We start from the raw sequence: 16,631 nt of genomic DNA, 5'->3' as shown, positions 1-16,631 counted from the left end.
ACACCCCGGGGGGCGCGTCTCGATGGCCCGCGCGGCCAGGACGCCCGCATCTCGCCACGTTTGCCGTGATTGAGAACGATTATCATTGCGACTGCATCGCAGGATCGATAAGAACGCCTCGCAATTTCAGGAGGGGCTCTCACGGCGAGCCCTCGGGGAATAGGGACGATCATGCGTAATTTGAACTCCGCCGGCGTTGTCAGCCGGCCTCGTCGCGCCCTGGGCGCCGCCGCCGTCGCCGGCTTGGCGGGTCTCGGCTGGGCCCACGCCGCCGCTGCCGGCGAGGCGGCCGCCGCCATCGCGACCGCGCCGGCTGTCGCCTCGCCAACGGCTGACGAAGACAGGACCGAGGTCTCGACCGTCAAGATCGACGCTCGCCGCGTCGCCGACCCCTCGTCGAGCAAGTTCACCGCGCCGCTGGTCGACACCCCCAAGTCGGTGACGGTCATTCCGTCGCGAATCATCGAGCAGACCGCCGCCACCTCGCTGCAGGACATCCTGCGCACCTCGCCGGGCATCACCTTCGGCGCCGGCGAAGGCGGTCAGCCGCTGGCCGACCGTCCGTTCATCCGGGGCTCCAGCTCGGCCAACAACATCTTCGTCGACGGCGTCCGCGACAGCGGCGGCCAGACCCGCGAGATCTTCAACCTCGAGCAGGTCGAGGTCGTGAAAGGTCCGGACAGCGCCTATAGCGGCCGTGGCTCGGGCGGCGGCAGCATCAACCTGTCGTCCAAGACCCCGAAGGCCGACACCTTCGCGCGCGGCTCGGTCGGCATGGGCACGGACGCCTATGTCCGCGCCACCGCCGACCTGAACTACGCGATCAACGACAGCGTCGCGGTGCGCCTGAACGTGCTGGGCACGCAAGGCAATACGCCGGGCCGCAAGGCCGTCGATTTCGACCGTTGGGGCGTCGCGCCCTCGCTGGCCATCGGCCTCAATGGCGACACCCAGATCACCATCGCCTACTACCACCTCGACACCAACCAGACGCCCGACTACGGCATCCCGTTGATGACCAAGACGACCGAGCCGCGTACGGCCTCGGGCATCCTTAACGTCGACCGTCGCAGCTTTTACGGCATCAAGAGCCGCGACTTCCAGAAGACCAGGTCGGACATCGCCACCTTCGCCATCGACCACAAGATCGATGACGACCTGAACGTCCGGCAGGTGGTCCGCTATTCGAAGAGCGTGAACGACTATCTGGTCACCAACCCCGGCGACGGCGGCGCGGCCCAGTTCGTTCAGGGCCAGTGGTGGATGAAGCGGGGGACCAAGAGCCGCTGGAACCCGACCGAGACGGTCGCCGCGGTCACCGACCTGCACGGCAAGAAGGTCTTCGCCGGCCTGGAACACAGCTTCGATGTCGGCATCGAGTTGAGCCGCGAGGAAAACCGCAACGCCGCCTACCTGCCTTACGGTACGACGACCTCGGCCTGCCCGACCGGCTTCGTGATCGCCGCGACGGCCCTGACCAGCGTCGGCGGCGGGGACTGCACGCTCGTCTACAAGCCCAACGCCAACGACGTCTGGGTCGGCACGCTGAACAAGGGGCCGCTCACGCGCAACCTGACCAAGACGGCCGCGATCTACGGCTTCGACACCATCAAGCTCGGCGACAAGGTCCTGCTGAACCTGGGTCTGCGCCACGACAGCTACGAGAGCCGTGGCGTTGACGCGTCCTCGACCAGCGCCAACGGCGTCGTCACCTCCGTGACCTACACGCCGCGCGGCGGCTCGTGGGACTTCACCAACTACCAGGTCGGCCTGGTCTACAAGCCGACGACCAGTTCCAGCCTGTATGTCTCGTACGGCACCTCCTCGACGCCTCCGGGCATTTCGGGCGGCGACCAGAACAGCAACACCTCGACCGGCACGGGCAACCTGGCCACGGTGCAGCTGGAGCCGGAAGACAGCGAGAGCTTCGAACTGGGCGCCAAGGCCAATGTGTTCCACGACACGCTGGCGCTGTCGGCGGCGGCCTTCAAGACCACCCGCAAGAACGCCCAGATCCTGATCGACGCCAACACCTACGCCCAGGTCGGCGAGGTCGAGGTGAAGGGCTTCGAACTCGGCTTCTCGGGCAACGTCACCCCCAAGTGGCAGGTGTTCGGCGGCTATACCTACATGGACAGCGAGCTGGTCCGCGGCGCCTATACCAGCGTCAACCAGGGCGACCCGCTGGCCAATACGCCCAAGCATACCTTCTCGACCTTCACGACGTACAAGATCACCCGCCAGATCGCCCTGGGCGGCGGCGCCTACTACGTGTCGACCAGCTTCGGCGGCAACCAGGGCGGGGCCGGCGGCGGTACGAACCGCATCTATGCGCCATCCTACACGCGCTATGACGCCTTCGCCTCGTGGAGCATCAACCCGAAGGTCGACCTGCAGCTGAACATCCAGAACTTGACGGATGAACGCTACATCGCCCGCACCAATGGCGTGCACCACGCCGATCCGGCGCCGGGCCGCCAGGCGATCCTGACCGTCAACGTGAAGTACTAGGTCTCCCCTGAACAGCGTGACGGCGTCACGGGTTCTGGCCCCGGGAGGAAAGGTTTGAAACCTTGCCTCCGCGCCCCGTCCGGCCTCTCCATGGCCGGGCGGGGCGATTTGGTTTCGGTCTGATCCGGATCAAACAAGACGCGGCGCGGCGTGGTAGGAACGAGTCGCAACAAGGACGTCCCCATGATGCTGCAGATTCCCGAGGTGCTGACCAAGGCCCAGGTCGCCGAGTGCCGGGCGATCCTGGACGCCGGTCCGTGGGTGGACGGCAATCTGACCTCGGGCTTCCAGGCCGCGCGGGCCAAGACCAATGAGCAGCTGCCGCAGGACTGTGAGGCCGCCCTCAGGGTCGGCGAGGCGATCCTCCAGGCGCTGGAGGCCAATCCGCTGTTCGTCTCGGCCGCCCTGCCGCAGTTCATCCTGCCGCCGATGTTCAATCGCTACGGCGAGGGCATGGGCTTCAGGGATCATGTCGACAACGCCATCCGTCGCGACCCGGTCAGCGGCCGGCGCCTGCGCACCGACCTGTCGGCGACCCTCTTCCTGGAGGAGCCGGAGAACTACGACGGCGGCGAGCTGGTCGTGAACGATCTCTATGGCGATCACGTCGTCAAGCTCTCGGCCGGGGACATGATCCTCTATCCCAGTTCCAGCTTGCACCATGTCACCGCGGTGACGCGCGGTAGGCGCACAGCCAGCTTCTTCTGGATCCAGAGCCTGGTCCGCGACGACGCCAAGCGCACGATGCTGCTGGAGATGGACGTCGCGATCCAGCGCCTGGCCCGCAAGGTCGAGGCCGGCGACGAGGGCGTCCTGTCGCTGACCGGCGTCTATCACAACCTGTTGCGCCAATGGGCCGAGGTGTGAAAATCGATTGAAATAGCGTGTTCGCGGAACGCGGGTCCTCCTTGCGAACCATAAGTTTACGGTTGCGTCCCACGATCCGCCCAACTTGGCGGAGACCTGATGTCCCAGGGGCGAGATAACGAAGGGGTCGCGGACGCGCCATCGCCGTTTGGCGAGGCCGAGGCCGCGCGCTGGCTGTTCGAGAACGCCAGCGATCTCTTCGCCGTGGTCTCGCCCGAGGGCCGCTTCGTCAGCGTCAACTGCGCTTGGACGGCGCTAACGGGCTGGACCCCCGAGGAGCTGATCGGTCAGCCCACTCTGAAGTTCGCCCATCCCGACAGCCAGGCCGAGCTGATCGAGAGCGGCTCTCGCCTGCGCGCGACCGGCGAGACGATCAACGAACTGAAGATCCGCTGCAAGGACGGCCGTACGATCTGGGTGCAGGGCCGTTCGCGGTTGGGTCCGAACGGTGAGCTGATCGGACTGATGCACGACATTTCGGCCGAGGTGGCGGTCCGGGCCGGACTGGAGTCGGCGCGCCGCACGCATCAGATCCTCGCCGAGGAGGCCGGCGTCGGGATCTGGAGCTACGAGCCCGAGGGCGAGCGCATCGACTGGTCGCCCGACGTGCTGGCGCTGCTGGGCCTATCGCCGGCCGACGTGGCCACGGCGGATCTGTTTCTGGCCCGCCTGCCCGACAACCAGCGCGAGACGGTGCGCGAGGCCTTCGGCCACGCCGCTCGCACCGGCGAAGGCGGCGCGATCGAGTTCCGCCTGCGCGGCGCCGACGGCCGGTGGGAGACCTTCCGCAGCACCTATCGGGCCGCCGACCGGCGTGGCGCGCTGTTCGCCTTGAAGGGCATCACCCAGAACATCACCGACGTGGCGCGCAGCCGCGACAAGGCCATCTGGAGCGAGCGCCGGGCCCGCCGCCTGGTCGAGGACGCTCCGTTCGCGGTCGCCGTCTACGACCTGGACATGCGCCTGCGGCTGGTCAGCCCGCGATTCCTGGAGATCTTCCGGTCCACCGAGGCCAAGGTCATCGGCAAGACCCTGTCCGAACTGACCAATGGCGGGCGCCGCCGCTTCGTGGCCGGGGTCGCCCGAGCCCTGTCCGGTGAAGTGGTCACCCGCCGCGAGGACCGCCTGTTCGACGCCGAGGGCGTGGAGCGCGCCTTTCGGTGGGAGGCCCGGCCTTGGCTGGACGCGGCCGGCGAGATCGTCGGCGTCATCACCTATATGGACGATATCACCGCCCTGACGGCGGCGCGGCGCGAGGCGCGGATCAACGCCCGCCGCCTGAAGGTCGCCCTGGGCGCGGCGCGGGCCGGCGTCTACGAGATCGACCATGAGGCCGAGAGCTTTTGGGGCTCGCCGGAGTTCCACCGCATCATGGGGCGCCGAGTCGTCTATGACGATGTTCGCGAGGCCATCTTACCGATGGTCCACCCCGAGGATCGCGCCCACGTCTACAAGGCCGCCGCCGAGTGGTGGCGCGACGATCTCGGCGGAACCCAGGAATATGACGTGCGCGTGCTGTCGCCCGGCGGCGAGACGCGCTGGGTGCGGATCTTTCACGACGTGCGCCGCGACGCCCGCGGCATCGCCCGCAAGGCGGTAGGCCTCGTACTCGACATCGACGAGAAGAAGAAGGCCGAGCTGGCCCTGGTGGCCGCCGAGCGCGCCGCCCAGGCCGCCAACGAGGCCAAGGCCCAGTTTCTGGCCAATATGAGCCACGAGATTCGCACGCCGATGAACGGGGTGCTGGGGGTCATGCACGTGCTCCGCCGCGAGCTGCCGGCCGGCGATAGCGCCGATCTCTTGCGAGAGGCCTTGGCCGCCGGCCAGATGCTGTCGACCTTGCTGGACGACGTGATCGACATCTCCCGCATCGAGGCCGGGCGCCTGGATCTGAACCGGGAGCCGGTCGATCCGCGCGAGCTGACCCGGGGCGTGGCCCGGCTGCTGGCCGGCCAGGCTTCGCACAAGGGCTTGCGACTGGAGCTCGATCTCGCCGACGATCTGGGCTGGATAGAGACCGACCCGACCCGCGTCCGCCAGGCCCTGTTCAACCTGATCGGCAACGCGGTGAAGTTCACCCTGAAGGGCTCGGTGACCGTCCGGGCCCGCAAGGTCATGACGGCGGAGGGCCAGCGCCTGGTCTTCGATGTGATCGACACCGGCATCGGCGTGCCGCTGGAGGCGCAGGCCAGCCTGTTCGAACGTTTCCAGCAGGCCGACGCCAGCACCACCCGCCGCTTCGGCGGCTCGGGTCTTGGCCTGGCCATCACCCGCAAGCTGGCCCAGATGCTGGGGGGCGAGGTGTCGTTCCGCTCGACGCCGGGCGAGGGCTCGACCTTCACCCTGGCCATCGCCGGCCCGCCGGCCGCCGCGCCAGCCGCCATCGAGGCGGCGGCCGACGACCTGCTGGCGGGGCTCAAGGTCCTGGTGGTCGAGGACAACCCGACCAACCAATTGGTCGCTTGCCGGATCCTCGAGCAGTTGGGCGCCCGGGTCAGCGTCGCCGACGACGGCGCGGCGGGTGTCGAGGCCGCGCGGATCGGCGCCTTCGACCTGATCCTGATGGACGTCCAGATGCCGGGCATGGATGGCTTGGAGGCGGCCCGCCGCATCCGAGCCCTGCCGGGGGCCGCGGCGCGCGCGCCGATCATCGCTCTGACCGCCAATGTCATGGCCCACCAGCGCGCCGCCTACCGCGCCGCCGGGATGGACGGGGTCGCCGCCAAGCCCATCGCGCCGGCCGCCCTGGTCGCCGAAATCCTCCGCCTGTCGCAGGCGGGCGACGACAGCAGGGGCGCGGTCGCCTAACCTCCGTTTCCGAAGCCCTTTCCCCGCCCCCTTTTCGCCGGGCCCTGAACCACGCTAAGCAGGGTCAAAATACGGGGGAACAAAGATGGCCGAAGCCGATCGGGAACGCGCCTCGATGCGCACTGTGGTGGCGGCCTCGTCGGCCGGCACGGCCTTCGAATGGTACGACTTCTTCATCTTCGGCAGCCTGACCCAGGTCATTTCCAAGACCTTCTTCGCGGGGCTCAACGACACCGCCGGCTATATCGCGGCGCTCGCCCTGTTCGGGGTCGGCTTCGCCTTCCGGCCGCTCGGCGCCCTGGTGTTCGGCAAGATCGGCGATCAGGCCGGCCGCAAGGGCGCGTTCCTGGCCACGGTGCTGCTGATGGGCGGCGCGACCTTCGCCATCGCCTTCCTGCCGACCTATCAGCAGGCCGGCATTATCTCGCCGATCCTGCTGATCCTGATGCGTTGCGTGCAGGGCTTCGCGCTGGGCGGCGAATACGGCGGGGCGGCGATCTATGTCGCCGAGCACTCGCCGCCGAACCAGCGCGGCTGGTCGACCTCGTGGGTGCAGACCTCGGCCGCCTTCGGCCTGTTCGGGGCCTTGCTGGTGATCATGGGCGCGCGCGCCGCCGTCGGCGTGGAAGCCTTCGACGCCTGGGGCTGGCGCATTCCCTTCGCGGTTTCGATTGGTCTCCTGGGCGTGTCGGTCTGGATGCGCATGAAGCTGACCGAGAGCCCCGCCTTCGCCGCCATGAAGGAAGAGGGGCAAGCCTCCAAGGCGCCCTATGCCGAGGCGTTCGGCCAGTGGAAGAACCTGAAGCTCGTTATCCTGGCCTTCCTGTCGATGATGTGCGCGCAGGGGGCGGTCTGGTACACCAGCTTTTTCTACGTCCAGACCTTCATGGAGAAGTTCCTGAAGGTCGACGCCGCGACGATCAACGGCGTGATGATGACCGCCACGGCGATCAGCGCGGTGTTCTATGTCGTCTTCGGCTGGCTGTCGGACCGGATCGGCCGCAAGCCGGTGATGCTGGGCGGCATGACCTTGGCCCTGCTGTTCTATTTCCCCGGGTTCCACCTGCTGGAAAGGGCCGCCAACCCGGCCCTGGCCGAGGCCTCGGCGAAATCGCCTGTCGTGGTCGTGGCCGATCCCAAGGACTGTTCGCTGCAGTTCGATCCGGTCGGCAAGACCGCCTTCGTCAGCTCGTGCGACATCATCAAGAGCGCCCTGGCCAATGCGGGCGTCTCCTACGCCAACCAGAAGGCCCCCGCCGGCTCCGTGGCGGTGATGAAGATCGGCGGCGCCGAGATCGTCTCCAGGAGCGCCAAGGGCCTGCCCAAGGCCGAGGTGAAGGCGGTAAAGACCGGCGTCGAGACCCGGATCAAGGCCGCCCTGGCCGAGGCCGGCTATCCGGCCAAGGCCGATCCGGCGCGGATGAACAAGCCGCTGATGCTGGGCGTGCTGTTCGTCTTCGTGATCGGGGCGACGGCCCTGTTCGGCCCGCTGGCGGCCTGTCTGGTCGAGCTGTTTCCGACGCGCGTCCGCTATACGGCCCTGTCGCTGCCCTACCACATCGGCACGGGCTGGGTGGGCGGCTTCGTGCCGTTCTTCGCCTTCGCCATCGTCACGGCGGTGGGCAACATCTATGCTGGCCTCTGGTATCCGATCGCCTTCACCCTGATCAGCGTGCTGACCACGGCCTTCCTGCTGCCGGAGACCAAAGGGCGGTCGCTCGACTAGGCTGAGGCGCCTACTCCGAAGCGGACGGCAGCACCTCGACCGCGACGCCGGCCTGGGTCAGGGCGTGGACCAGGGCCGGGTCGATGGCGTGAGTGATCAGCCGGACGATCTGACGGCCTTCGCGCGCCAGCTGCACCAGGTGATCGGCGCCGGCCTGCGACGGGTCCAGCCGCTCGACGTCGCGGCGGGCCATCCTGACGACCTCCGGTTCGGCGTCGCCGTCCAGCACGAGCACGTCGGCCGCGCCCAGGGCCCGGCTGGCGCGCAAGGTCAGCAGGTCGGCCGGGCCCTTGCCGGCGATGAAGCGCACAACGCCCTTGCGGGCCGAGCCCTTGGCCAGGGCCTCGCGGAACAGCTGGCCGGCCTTTTCCATGTCGCCGTCGCGGGCGGCCTGGGCCGCCTCGCCCAGCACCGCGTCGCGCAGGAAGGCCCGGCGCTCGTGCAGGGCCGGCAGCGCCCCGCGCACCTCGCTCTGGAACTTCCGCAGCAGGGCGGCGACCCGGCCCATGCCCTCGGGGACCTGGGCCTCGATGTCATTGCGCAGCATGGTCGCCAGCACCGGGGCCGAACCGCCGGTGCCGACCGCGGCCACCACCTCGCCGCGGTCGATCACGGCGGGGGTGTTGAAGTCGCAGAGTTCGGGCCGGTCGACGACATTGACCAGAACCCGCGCCGCCCGCGCCGCGCCGGCGGCGGCCTGGACGAACACCTCGTCCTGGCTGGCGACGAAGGCCAGGATCGCGCCGGTGTAGGACCCGGGGAGATAGGCCTCATGGCCGTCCAGGCGGATCACCGTGGCGGGCGAGCCCTCGAACAGGCGGGCCTTGGCGTCGGCGGCGTCGCCCGAACCGGCGATCACCACCTTGCGGCCGGCCAGGGGGAAATAGGCGGGGAAGGAATCCAACGGGAACCTCGGAACTATTGCGAGCGGCAATCGGCGTAAGGACCGCCGGGGAAACCCTTGAGCATGGCGTCCGCGCCCTTGCCCCACAGCTCGGCTTCGCCGGCCGCGTAGCGCGCGCCGGACGCCGAGCGGGCCAGCTTCAGGGTCTTGGTCGCGCCGCCGGCGGTGACCACCACCGTCTTGCCGTGCAAGGCGTAGGCGCTGGTGAACCGCTTGCCAGCCTTGCAGCTGTAGCGGATCGGCGCGTCCGTGGAGTCCATCGGGGCCACGGTGGCGCAGCCGGCCAGGGTGACGGCGAGGACGGCGAAGGAAACGAGGACGCGGCGCAAGACGAAGATCTCCACACGGTGCGGCCAAAGCATAGCGGGTTTCGAAGACGGCGCCCGCCCGCCTTCGCATCCGCGGAAGCGTTTTTACAATGTCGTGCGTTCTCCGCCCGAACACCCCTGGCGAAATCCCCTGGTCAAGCCCGGAGTGAACGGTGTTAGGTTTCGATATCGGCGAGACCTTATCGTTGGAGACGAAGACGCATGGCCGTGACGCTCGATATCAATGGCAAGCCGACCGCGATCCAGGCCGCGCCGGAGACCCCGCTGCTGTGGGTTCTGCGCGACGAACTGGGCATGACGGGCACCAAGTTCGGCTGCGGCATGGCCCAGTGCGGGGCTTGCACCGTTCACCTCGACGGCCAGCCGATCCGCTCGTGCGTCACGCCGATCGCGGCCGTCGGAGCCGCCAAGATCACCACTATCGAGGGCCTGGGCGGCCAGCATCCGGTGCAACAGGCCTGGGTGCGCCACGACGTGCCGCAGTGCGGCTACTGCCAGTCGGGCCAGATCATGTCGGCCTGCGCTCTGCTGGCCCAGAAGCCCAAGCCCTCCGACGAGGACATCGACAACGCCATGGCCGGGAACATCTGCCGCTGCGGCGCCTATCAGCGCATCCGCGCGGCGATCAAGGACGCGGCCGACTTCGGCCCGCCGCAGGGTGATAAGCACGCCGACATCGACGAGGCCATCGTGGCCGCCTCGGGCGCGACCAATCGCGGAGCCGGCCGATGAACGCGCCCGTCAACCCCAAGGACCTCGCCCAGGCCCAGCCGAGCCGCCGCGACGTGGTCGTCGCCTCGGCCCTGGTCGGCGGAACGCTGCTGGTCGGCTGCTCGCCGGCCGACATCATGAGCGCCGGCTCCAAGGTCGAGGTCGGGGCCTTCGGGCCTTTTATCAAGATCGCGCCCGATGGCGTGGTGACGGTGATCTCCAAGCATGTCGAGTTCGGTCAGGGCAATCACGCCGGTCTCGCGGCCATCGTCGCCGAAGAGCTGGACGCCGACTGGACCAAGGTCCAGGTCGAGCAGGCCCCGGCCAACGCCAAGCTCTACGCCAACGGCGCCCTGGGCGCGCAGCTGACCGGCGGTTCGTCGGCGATCTCCAACTCGTGGGACCAGCTGCGCAAGGCCGGCGCCGGCGCACGGGCCATGTTCGTCCAGGCCGCCGCCAACAAATGGAACGTCGCGGTCGGCGAGATCACGGTCAAGGACAGCGTCCTCACCCATACCTCCGGCAAGACCGCCAGCTTCGGCGAGCTGCTGGCAGACGCCGCCAAGGTTCCGCCCCCGGCCGACGTCAGGCTGAAGGACCCCAAGACCTTCACCCTGATCGGCACCGACCGGGTGCGCCGCAAGGACGCCCAGATCAAGAGCGACGGCACGGCCCGATACACCCAGGACGTCCGCCTGCCCGACATGTTGACGGCGGTGGTCGCCCACGCCCCGCGCTTCGGCGCTAAGGTGAAGAGCTTGGACGCCGTCGACGCCAAGAAGGTGCCGGGCGTGGTCGACGTCTTCGAGATTCCGACCGGCGTGGCGGTGGTGGCCCAGACCACCTACGCCGCCCGCATGGGCCGCGAGGCGCTGAAGCTCGAGTGGGACGAGGACAAGGCCGAGAAGCGCGGCTCGGCCGCCATCGCCCAGCTCTTCAAGGACGTCGCGGCCGGCAAGAATACCGAGACCAAGTGGGAAGCCTTCGACCAGCGCGGCGACGCCACGGCGCTCGCGTCCGCCAAGGGCGACAGAGTGTTCGAGACCACCTACGAGTTCCCCTACCTGGCCCACGCGACCATGGAGCCGATGAACTGCGTCGCGGCCGTGGACGGCAGCAAGGTCAAGCTGACCTTCGGCTCGCAGGGGCAGACTCTGGACCAACTGGCCGCCGCCAAGATCGTCGGCTGCCTGCCGGGCTCGGTCGAGATCGAGACCCTGTTCGCCGGCGGCTCGTTCGGCCGGCGCGCCAACTTCCAGTCCGACTACGTGGCCGAGTGCGTCCACATCGCCAAGAAGGTCGGCAAGGGCCGGCCGGTGAAGCTGGTCTGGACCCGCGAGGACGACATGCGGGCCGGCTATTTCCGGCCGCTGACCATCCACGCCGTCAAGGTTCAGCTGGACAAGGACGGCTATCCGGCCGCCTGGCGCCATCGGATCGTCAGCCAGTCGATCATGAAGGGCTCGCCGATGGGCGGCAAAGGCCCCGACCAGACGGCGATCGAGGGCACGGCCGGCTCGCCGTACCTGAAGGCCACCCCGATCGTCGACGCCCAGGTGGCGCTGCCCGATGTCGGGGTGCCGGTGCTGTGGTGGCGCTCGGTGGGCGCGACCCACACCGCTTTCGTCATGGAGCACACGATCGACCAGCTGGCCGCCAAGGCCGGCAAGGACCCGATCGAGTACCGCCGGGCGCTCTACACCAAGGCCGGGGCCGACCGGCATCTGGCGGCCCTGAACCTGGCCGTCGAGAAGGCCTCGGCCCCGACGGTCGGATGGACTCGTGGCGTGGCGGTGCATGAGAGCTTCGGCTCGGTCGTCGCTCAGGTGGCCGAGGTCAAGCTGGAGGACGGGGTTCCACGCGTCGGCCGCGTGGTCACCGCCATCGATTGCGGCGTCGCCGTCTCGCCCGACCAGATCGCGGCGCAGATGGAGGGCGGGACCTGCTACGGCCTCTCGGCGGCGCTGTTCGGCGAGGTCACCCTGACCGACGGTCAGGTCGACCAGACCAATTTTGACCGCTATCGCGTGCTGCGCATCAACGAGGCGCCGATGGTCGAGACCAACATCGTGCCGTCCGGCAATCCGCCCAGCGGGGTCGGCGAGCCTGGCACGCCGGTGATCGGTCCGGCTGTGGCCAACGCCCTGTTCGCCCTGAACAAGACGGCGACCACCCGCTTGCCGTTCGTGCGCTCGGAAACCTGACCCACTGCAATTACCCGTTTCGCTCGCTAGACGGGAACAATTGGGCCGCCCATCCTAGGCGCATGGTTCAGGGCGTCAGTACCGCGTTCGAAAAGCTTACCCCGCGCGAGCGGGAAATCCTGCGGTTGGTCGCGGGCCATCTCCAGTCCAAGGAGATCGCCCGCGCGCTGGGCCTGTCGCCCAAGACCGTCGAGATGCACGTGCTCAGCGCCCGTCGCCGCCTGTCGGGCCTGAGCCGCCGCGACGCCGCCCTGGCCTTCGTGGCCTGGGAGGGCGGCGACCCCGGCAATGACTACCGTAAGCAGCCAGACAGTCTGGCAGCGCTTGCCGGCCTGCCGCCTTCTGAGCGAGAGGCAGGGAGCGGCGATGCACGACCAAGACCTGAGTTTTCTAACCCCTCGACACGCGGCGAACACGACCGGCTTCGTGGCCAGCTGGGTGTCGCTGGAGGCGTGCCTGACCTTGCTGGCGGTCACGCCGGAGCGAGGCGCCCTGGTGCCGGAGACGGTGTCGGCGCTGCGCAAGGCCCAGGCGACTGGCGAGCCGTCTTCGCGGACCTTGTTGAGGGTCCTGGCGGCGACGGCGTTCCTGACGGACGACCGGCCGCTCGGCGGGTCAATGGGCGGGCCAATGGGCGGGATTGGCGCCATGAGTTGACCACCGTCCAGTGGCTCGGCCTGATCCTCGTGGTGACGGCCGTGACCGCGGTGTTGCTGGCGGTGACCACCATCGGGCTGCACCAGTTCATCAAGGCGGTCGAACGGATCATGGCGCCGCACTACAGCTAGGCGCCTGTCCGGTCGTCTCTCCGAAATCCCAGCGTCCCCAACGCGCGGCCGGCGCCGCGCGACAGGATTTCCTTTGCATGAAACGGTCTAGCGCCAGATCATCGGCCCTCCGCGACCACGGGGCGTGGTGCTCTTCGGGATCAGCGTTTGTTCGAATATCTCGCGTCAGTCACCTACGTCCTCATGTGGGCGATCTGCGGCGTGGCCTTCTGGCTGGGCGACCGACCGCTCAAGGCGACGGCGGCGGTCAGCATCTTCTTCTGGAGCATCACGCCGCTGGTCAGCCACTGGTGGCAGGGCTGGAACATGCCCGTGATCGTCGTCGACCTGAACGCCACGCTTGCCTTGACCTGGATCTCGCTGCGGTGGCGGCGATTGTGGAGCACCGTGATCGTCGCTCTGAGCTTCCTGCAGGTGTTGACGCCGTTTGTCGCCTACCCGGCGCATTTCCACCGGTTCTACTGGCAGAGCGCTTACAATGTGCTGGGCTACCTGCTCCTCGCGGTCATGGTCGTCGCCACCGTGCTGACCGTGCGCGCCCGGGGACGGGGCGATGAGGGAGCAGTTCGATCCTGACCTCGACGCGATCGCCGACGCCGAGGACACCGCCGAGTTCAAGCGCAACCTGGTCGGCGTCAATGCCGACCATCGCCGGATCCTGCGGGTGCTGCTGCCCAGGCTGGCCGCCCTGCAGGAGCGCGGCGACTGCGCGGCCGCCCTGCGGCTGATCGCGGAGGTCAAGCGTATCGTCATCGGCGAGGAGGAGCCGCTGCACTGAACCTAACGGGCGAAGGTCGTGGCCGGGCCTCGGGGGAGGGCCCCGGCGTCAGCGGCCTTCGAAGGCGCGGGCAAGGTCCTCGGGTCGATCCACGTCGAGGTGGATCCCCGGGTCCTGCACGGGAATCCGCGCCAACCGGGCGCCCGCGTTCTCCAGGAGGGCGCGGGCGCCTTCGTCTCCGGACAGCGCCCGCAGGGCCGGCAGCCAGGTCGCGCCGAACAGCACCGGATGGCCGCGACGGCCCAGATGCGCGGGCGCGACGATGTCGTACGGGCTCTTCAGGGACCGGGCCAGCAGCGCCGGCGTGGCCGGATCGACGGCCGGCATGTCGCCCAGGAACACGAAGACGCCCGCCGTGTCGTCGGGCAGGGCCGACACCGCCGCCCTCAGCGAAGCGCCCATGCCCTCGTCCGCGTCCTCGACCTGAACCATCACCAGCCGCTCCGAAGCCTTGAGCCGCCGGGCCGTCGTCTCGACCGCCGCGCGCACAGCCGGATCGGCGACGGCCACGAACACCCGCCGCACGGGCGACAGCAAGGCGGTGCGCAGGGCGTGGGCCACCAGCGGCGCGTCTTCCAGCATGGCCAGTAATTTGCCGCCGCCAAAGCGTACGCCGCGGCCGGCCGCCAGCACGACGGCCTCCAATCCGTTCGTATCGCTTTGCGTCATGGGCTCCAGCGCCTATTCTTACAGACAGACATGACGCCTTATGACGACAGTCCCGCGCAAGCGGTTCACGCGCCCGCCCCCTCGCCGAGCCCGGTCTTGATCGACGGGTTCGGGCGGGCCGTCACCTATCTGCGCGTCTCGGTCACCGATCGCTGCGACCTGCGCTGCCTCTATTGCATGTCCGAGCATATGACCTTCCTGCCGAAGGCCGAAGTGCTGACGCTTGAGGAGCTTGATCGACTGGCCTCGACCTTCGTCGGCCTGGGGGTGCGCAAGCTGCGGCTCACCGGCGGCGAGCCGCTGGTGCGCAAGGGCTTCATGACCCTGGTCGCCGGCCTGTCGCGCCACCTGCGCAGCGGAGCGCTGGACGAGCTGACCCTGACCACCAACGGCACCCAGCTGGAAGGCTACGCCGCCGACCTCGCGCGTCATGGGGTGCGCCGGATCAACGTCTCGATGGATACGCTGAAGCCCGACCTCTTCCGCACCCTGACCAGGGGCGGGGACCTCGACCGGGTGATCGCCGGTGTCGATGCGGCCCTGGCGGCCGGGATCGCGGTGAAGATCAACGCCGTGGCCCTGAAGGCCGACAACGCCGCCGAGCTGCCCAGCCTGATCCAGTGGGCTCACGCGCGCGGCTGCGACATCACCCTGATCGAGACCATGCCGATGGGCGAGGTCGATCAGGACCGCACCGGCCAGTATCTGTCGCTGCAGGATGTGCGCCGCGATCTGTCCTCCTTCTGGACGCTGGAGGACATTCATCACACCACCGGCGGTCCGGCTCGCTATGTCCAGGTGGCCGAAACCGGCGGGCGGTTGGGCCTGATCACGCCGCTCAGCAACCACTTCTGCGACACCTGCAACCGGGTGCGCCTGACCTGCACCGGCACCCTGCACACCTGCCTGGGCCGCGACGACGCCAGCGACCTGCGCGCGGTGATTCGGGGCGGCGCGACGGACGCGGAACTGCGCTCGGCGATTTTCGCGGCGATCGGGTCCAAGCCCAAGGGCCACGACTTCCAGATCGCCCGTCCCGCCGTGGCGCGCCACATGTCCCAAACGGGCGGTTAGACGATGGCGCGGGTGCTGCTGTTTGGACGCCTGGCCGACCAGGCCGGCTGGCGCGAGCGCGTGGTCGAGGCCGGCGATCTGGCTAGCTTGCGCGCGACGCTTTCGGCCACTGACCCCGAGCTGGGCGAGGCTCTCTCCGGTCCCGGCGTCCAGGTCGCCGTCGACAAGGCCATCGTGCGCGGCGAGAGCGTGCTGACCGTCGCGACCGAGGTGGCCTTCCTGCCCCCCATGAGCGGCGGATGAGCGTCACGCCCACGATCACCTTGGCCGACCAGCCATTCGAACCCGGCGCGCTCGTCACCGCCTTTTGCGCGGACCGCCAGGAGACCGGCGCGGTGGCCACCTTCGTCGGCCTGGCCCGCGCCGAGCAGGGCGCGGCGGCCGCGCTGGAACTGGAGGCCTATCCGGGCTTCACCGACGCGGCGATCGGCGAGATCGCGAAGGACGCGATCAAGCGGTTCAAGCTGCAGGACGTCCACATCGTCCATCGTACGGGACGCATCGCGCCGGGCGAGGCCATCGTCTTCGTCGCCACGGCCGCCGGCCACCGGCGGGAGGCCTTCGAGGCCTGCGACTTCCTGATGGACTATCTGAAGAGCCGCGCGCCCTTCTGGAAGAAGGAGCATGGCCCGGACGGCGCGCGCTGGATCGAGCCGACGGACCGCGATAGGACCGACGCCGAACGTTGGGACGGATAGGAGAGACGGAATGACCGAAGCGCTGAAGCCGGGCGGCGGGATCAAGCCGGACCTTCCATTCAAGCCGGTCCGCGTGGCCGTGCTGACCATCTCCGACACCCGCGACGAGGAGAGCGACACCTCGGGTCAGATCCTGGTCGACCGCGTCAAGGCCGCCGGCCACGACCTGGGCGGCCGGGCGGTGGTCCGCGACGACGTCGAGCAGATTCGCCAGCAGGTTCGCGACTGGATCGACGCCAAGGCCGTCGACGCCATCGTCACCACGGGTGGCACCGGCCTGACCGGACGCGACGTCACCCCCCAGGCGCTTGAGCCGCTGTTCGACAAGAAGATCGACGGCTTCTCGGTGATCTTCCACCTGGTCAGCTACGCCTCGGTGGGCCTGTCGACCCTGCAGTCGCGAGCCACCGCCGGGCTGATCGACGGCGTCTTCGTCTTCTGTCTGCCGGGCAGCAACGGCGCGGTGCGCGACGGCTGGGACAAGGTGATCAGCGCCCAGCTCGATAGCCGCCACAAGCCTTGCAACATGGTCGAGCTGATGCCTCGACTGCTGGAACAGTGAGG

The 16,631-nt window shown here is 68.7% G+C and carries 17 protein-coding genes and 1 pseudogene; 15 read left to right on the top strand and 3 right to left on the bottom strand.

Annotation, left to right across the window (positions count from 1 at the left end; genetic code table 11):
* Positions 1-171 precede the first annotated feature (171 nt).
* The 4 genes from AC07R7_RS21230 (at position 172) to AC07R7_RS21215 (ending at position 7,912) form a co-directional block, all read left to right on the top strand.
* The gene (locus AC07R7_RS21230) at positions 172-2,511 is read left to right on the top strand and encodes a TonB-dependent receptor (RefSeq protein ID WP_492887390.1); all 2,340 of its coding nucleotides are present in this window, start codon (positions 172-174) and stop codon (positions 2,509-2,511) included.
* Between the two features lie 183 nt (positions 2,512-2,694).
* A complete protein-coding gene (locus AC07R7_RS21225; RefSeq protein WP_494636503.1) occupies positions 2,695-3,378 on the top strand; it encodes a Fe2+-dependent dioxygenase in 684 nt (227 codons plus the stop codon).
* Positions 3,379-3,477: 99 nt separating this feature from the next.
* The gene (locus tag AC07R7_RS21220; protein ID WP_494636502.1) at positions 3,478-6,186 is read left to right on the top strand and encodes a PAS domain-containing hybrid sensor histidine kinase/response regulator; all 2,709 of its coding nucleotides are present in this window, start codon (positions 3,478-3,480) and stop codon (positions 6,184-6,186) included.
* Positions 6,187-6,271: 85 nt separating this feature from the next.
* Positions 6,272-7,912, top strand: coding sequence for an MFS transporter (locus tag AC07R7_RS21215; RefSeq protein ID WP_494636501.1), 1,641 nt, complete (start codon positions 6,272-6,274; stop codon positions 7,910-7,912).
* A gap of 10 nt (positions 7,913-7,922) precedes the next feature.
* Here AC07R7_RS21215 and AC07R7_RS21210 read toward each other — a convergent pair whose 3' ends face one another.
* Both AC07R7_RS21210 and AC07R7_RS21205 read right to left on the bottom strand, forming a co-directional pair.
* Positions 7,923-8,816, bottom strand: a complete 894-nt coding sequence (locus AC07R7_RS21210; protein ID WP_494636500.1) for an NAD(P)-dependent oxidoreductase — start codon at positions 8,814-8,816, stop codon at positions 7,923-7,925.
* A 14-nt stretch (positions 8,817-8,830) separates the two neighbouring features.
* Complete coding sequence (locus AC07R7_RS21205; RefSeq protein WP_494636499.1) at positions 8,831-9,145, bottom strand: MliC family protein; 315 nt, start codon at positions 9,143-9,145, stop codon at positions 8,831-8,833.
* A 201-nt stretch (positions 9,146-9,346) separates the two neighbouring features.
* Between AC07R7_RS21205 and AC07R7_RS21200 the strand changes: the two genes are divergently transcribed.
* The 7 genes and pseudogenes from AC07R7_RS21200 to AC07R7_RS21170 all read left to right on the top strand — a co-directional run bounded on the left by AC07R7_RS21200 (position 9,347) and on the right by AC07R7_RS21170 (position 13,626).
* Complete coding sequence (locus AC07R7_RS21200; protein WP_494636498.1) at positions 9,347-9,877, top strand: (2Fe-2S)-binding protein; 531 nt, start codon at positions 9,347-9,349, stop codon at positions 9,875-9,877.
* Complete coding sequence (locus tag AC07R7_RS21195) at positions 9,874-12,060, top strand: xanthine dehydrogenase family protein molybdopterin-binding subunit (RefSeq protein WP_494636497.1); 2,187 nt, start codon at positions 9,874-9,876, stop codon at positions 12,058-12,060. Before AC07R7_RS21200 ends, AC07R7_RS21195 begins: the two co-directional genes overlap by 4 nt.
* Before the next feature lie 62 nt (positions 12,061-12,122).
* Positions 12,123-12,302, top strand: a pseudogene (locus AC07R7_RS21190) (LuxR C-terminal-related transcriptional regulator); the annotation flags it as partial.
* A gap of 124 nt (positions 12,303-12,426) precedes the next feature.
* Entirely contained in the window at positions 12,427-12,717 is a 291-nt protein-coding gene (locus AC07R7_RS21185) for a hypothetical protein (protein WP_494636624.1), read from the top strand.
* Complete coding sequence (locus AC07R7_RS21180) at positions 12,714-12,848, top strand: hypothetical protein (protein WP_492887622.1); 135 nt, start codon at positions 12,714-12,716, stop codon at positions 12,846-12,848. The genes AC07R7_RS21185 and AC07R7_RS21180 overlap by 4 nt, the downstream gene beginning before the upstream one ends.
* Before the next feature lie 147 nt (positions 12,849-12,995).
* A complete protein-coding gene (locus tag AC07R7_RS21175; protein ID WP_494636496.1) occupies positions 12,996-13,424 on the top strand; it encodes a hypothetical protein in 429 nt (142 codons plus the stop codon).
* Entirely contained in the window at positions 13,402-13,626 is a 225-nt protein-coding gene (locus AC07R7_RS21170; RefSeq protein ID WP_494636495.1) for a hypothetical protein, read from the top strand. The genes AC07R7_RS21175 and AC07R7_RS21170 overlap by 23 nt, the downstream gene beginning before the upstream one ends.
* Before the next feature lie 48 nt (positions 13,627-13,674).
* Here the strand turns inward: AC07R7_RS21170 and AC07R7_RS21165 are convergent, their stop codons facing one another.
* Positions 13,675-14,295, bottom strand: a complete 621-nt coding sequence (locus AC07R7_RS21165; RefSeq protein ID WP_494636494.1) for a nucleotidyltransferase family protein — start codon at positions 14,293-14,295, stop codon at positions 13,675-13,677.
* 30 nt (positions 14,296-14,325) lie between these two features.
* Between AC07R7_RS21165 and moaA the strand changes: the two genes are divergently transcribed.
* Genes moaA through moaB form a run of 4 tightly spaced genes read left to right on the top strand, consistent with a single transcriptional unit; the run spans position 14,326 to position 16,629 of the window.
* Entirely contained in the window at positions 14,326-15,369 is a 1,044-nt protein-coding gene (gene moaA / locus AC07R7_RS21160; RefSeq protein WP_494636493.1) for a GTP 3',8-cyclase MoaA, read from the top strand.
* Positions 15,370-15,372: 3 nt separating this feature from the next.
* Positions 15,373-15,612 (top strand): MoaD/ThiS family protein, encoded by a 240-nt coding sequence (locus tag AC07R7_RS21155; RefSeq protein ID WP_494636492.1) that lies wholly within the window; start codon positions 15,373-15,375, stop codon positions 15,610-15,612.
* The gene (locus tag AC07R7_RS21150) at positions 15,609-16,067 is read left to right on the top strand and encodes a molybdenum cofactor biosynthesis protein MoaE (RefSeq protein ID WP_494636491.1); all 459 of its coding nucleotides are present in this window, start codon (positions 15,609-15,611) and stop codon (positions 16,065-16,067) included. The genes AC07R7_RS21155 and AC07R7_RS21150 overlap by 4 nt, the downstream gene beginning before the upstream one ends.
* Before the next feature lie 10 nt (positions 16,068-16,077).
* Positions 16,078-16,629: a molybdenum cofactor biosynthesis protein B gene (moaB, locus tag AC07R7_RS21145; RefSeq protein ID WP_494636490.1), complete on the top strand. Its 552-nt coding sequence runs from the start codon at positions 16,078-16,080 to the stop codon at positions 16,627-16,629.
* Positions 16,630-16,631: the final 2 nt, after the last annotated feature.

It is taken from the genome of Caulobacter sp. GW821-FHT05F04 (assembly GCF_059419665.1).
This window is presented reverse-complemented; position numbering and strand designations above follow the sequence as displayed.